At 63.2% G+C, this 2,467-nt stretch carries 3 protein-coding genes; all 3 read left to right on the top strand.

Annotation, left to right across the window (positions count from 1 at the left end):
- Nucleotides 1-84 precede the first annotated feature (84 nt).
- Genes N5K27_RS28730 through N5K27_RS28720 form a run of 3 tightly spaced genes read left to right on the top strand, consistent with a single transcriptional unit; the run spans nt 85 to nt 2,421 of the window.
- Nucleotides 85-495: a transposase gene (locus tag N5K27_RS28730; RefSeq protein WP_087783218.1), complete on the top strand. Its 411-nt coding sequence runs from the start codon at nt 85-87 to the stop codon at nt 493-495.
- On the top strand, nt 495-845 hold the full coding sequence (tnpB, locus tag N5K27_RS28725; protein ID WP_087783217.1) for an IS66 family insertion sequence element accessory protein TnpB: 351 nt from the start codon (nt 495-497) through the stop codon (nt 843-845). The genes N5K27_RS28730 and tnpB overlap by 1 nt, the downstream gene beginning before the upstream one ends.
- A gap of 31 nt (nt 846-876) precedes the next feature.
- A complete protein-coding gene (locus N5K27_RS28720; protein WP_087783216.1) occupies nt 877-2,421 on the top strand; it encodes an IS66 family transposase in 1,545 nt (514 codons plus the stop codon).
- The last annotated feature ends 46 nt before the right edge of the window (nt 2,422-2,467 follow it).

The raw sequence follows: 2,467 nt of genomic DNA, 5'->3' as shown, positions 1-2,467 counted from the left end.
GTAAGCGGTTAGCGAACAACGCCCTATCGGGGTAGCGTACAAGTGGTCAAGCTTGCGTCCGCAACGACTTTTGCGGACGCAACCATGACGATCGAACAGGTAGACTTTCTCCCGCTGCAACCCATACGAGTACGCTCCAATGGCAAGCGTGACTATGACCCCGTAGCCAAGCAACGACTGGTCCAGATGTGCGTAAGTTCGGGGGCGTCAGTTTCGAGCATGGCGCTGAAGGCGGGTGTCAACGCCAATCAACTGCGCAAATGGATCGGGCAGAGCCGGCAGCCTCACCAAGCTGGCAAGGATGCGTTGGTGCCATTCGTTGCGGTCCAAGCCTGCGCGGTAGTCGACTCGCCGAAGCCGGCAGCACCGGCGACCGGGCGGTCAACTATCCTGAGCGCCAAGCTGCCCAATGGAACGACGCTGGAGGTGTCTTGTGGCGCCAACGATGCCGCGGTGATCAGGGCGATTGTCGATGCGCTTTGGAGCCAGCGCTGATGTTTCGTTTTGACGCGGGGTTGAAGGTATACCTGCATCGCGAGGCAGTGGACTTCCGGCAGTCCATCAACGGCTTGGCGGCGTTGGTCGAGCAGTCGCTGGGGCTGGACCCATTCGCGGCCGCCATGTATGTGTTTCGCAACCGACGTGCTGACCGCATCAAGATCCTGCTCTGGGATTGCAACGGCTTCTGGCTGCTGTTCAAGCGGCTGGAGAAGGACCGCTTCGTGTGGCCACGCGCGGCGGCGGTAGCAATACTGACCGTCGAGCAACTGCATTGGTTGCTCGAAGGAATCGACATCGAGGCGGTGCGCCGGCATCCGCAACGGGCGTATTATCGGGCGGCGTGAACGCCGCATCATCGCGGCGGTCTAATCCGCCATGCCAAACACCGTCACCATCACCGCCGAAGAATACGAAGCGCTCCAGGCGGCGCTGCGCGTGGTGACGGTCGAGCGCGATTTGCTGAAGGAACAACTGAAGGCCTTCCAGCGCAAGCTATTCGCAGCCAAGAGCGAAGCACGCGGATCCGGACAGAAGGATCTCTTCTTCAACGAGGCCGAAGCACTGGCTCCAGGTGAACAGGCATCGCCGGCCCGGGAAGAGGACGGCGCGACGGCGGTGAAGGTGGCGGGCCACACGCGCAAGCAGCGCGGGCGCAAACCGCTGGATCCCGGGCTGCCCCGGGTTGAGGTCCGTCACGAGCTTCCTGTGTCCGAACGCGTGTGCCCGCATGACGGGCAGGCGCTGGTCGAGATCGGCGTGGAGATCAGCGAGCAACTGGATATCGTGCCGCAGCAGATCCGCGTGGTGCAGCATCAGCGTGTGAAGTACGCCTGCCCGTGCTGCGATGCCGGTATCAAGACCACTCCGGCGCCGGCGCGAGTCATCCCCAAGGGGTTGCTCACCGAATCGGCGCTGGCGTGGTGCATCACGGCCAAATACCAGGACGGCCTGCCGCTGTACCGCCAGGCGGGGCTGCTCAATCGCTTCGGCGGAGACCTATCACGCGCCACGCTTGCAGCCAGCGTGGTGCGCGTGGGCAAGGCCGTGCAGCCGTTGATCAACCTGCTACGAGATCATCTGCTGGACGCCGACGTTCTCTACGGCGATGAAACGACTGTGCAGGTGCTCAAAGAGCCTGGGCGAGCGGCGCAGAGCAAAAGCTTCCTGTGGGCGCAGATGAACGGCGCGGGGCCACCCATACGCCTGTTTACGTACAGCCCGACGCGCAACACTGCACAGGCTGCGACGCTGTACGCCGGCAGCCGACGCGATGCGGCGCTGATGACCGACGGGTACGCGCCGTATGATGCCGTTGCCGAGCGTTATGGCCTTGTGCATCTGGGCTGCTGGGCACACGCAAGACGGTACCTGATCGAGGCCCAGGAGGCGTTGCCCAAGGCGCAGCAACAGGGACATCCCGCGGCCGCGTGCATCGAGGGGATTGGCAAGCTGTTTGCCGTCGAGCAACAAGCCAAGGACATGACGCCCGAGCAACGCCAACAACTGCGCGCTGCACAAAGCCGGCCGGTCCTCGCCGAGATCGAGACGCTGCTCACGCAGCACCTGCACAGCGTGTTGCCGCAGAGCCTGTTCGGCAAGGCCTTGCACTACCTGCACGGCCAGTGGCCAAAGCTCATCCGCTACGTTGACAACGGTTCCTGGCCGATCTCGAACAATCCTTGTGAGAACGCGATCCGCCCGTTTGTCGTCGGTCGACGCGGCTGGCTATTCTGCGACACCGTGGCCGGCGCCCACGCCTCGGCCAACCTGTACTCGCTCGTGGAAACCGCAAAGGCCAACGGCATCGACCCCTACCAGTATCTCCAGTCCATGCTCAAGGCGCTGCCATACGCGCAAACCGCCGACGACTACGAGAAGCTGCTGCCTTGGAACATGGCCACTCCGGCACAACCTGCCTAACACCGACAGGCCACCCGCACCAGAACGCTGCTCACTGAGCGCTTAC

This window comes from Pigmentiphaga sp. GD03639 (assembly GCF_029845405.1).
Classification (GTDB): Bacteria; Pseudomonadota; Gammaproteobacteria; order Burkholderiales; family Burkholderiaceae_B; genus Pigmentiphaga; species Pigmentiphaga daeguensis.
This window is presented reverse-complemented; position numbering and strand designations above follow the sequence as displayed.

Bases quoted from the DNA above. Each gene is read 5' to 3' on its own strand.
- N5K27_RS28730 (WP_087783218.1), top strand. From the start codon at position 85: ATGACGATCGAACAGGTAGACTTTCTCCCGCTGCAACCCATACGAGTA.
- tnpB (WP_087783217.1), top strand. From the start codon at position 495: ATGTTTCGTTTTGACGCGGGGTTGAAGGTATACCTGCATCGCGAGGCA.
- N5K27_RS28720 (WP_087783216.1), top strand. From the start codon at position 877: ATGCCAAACACCGTCACCATCACCGCCGAAGAATACGAAGCGCTCCAG.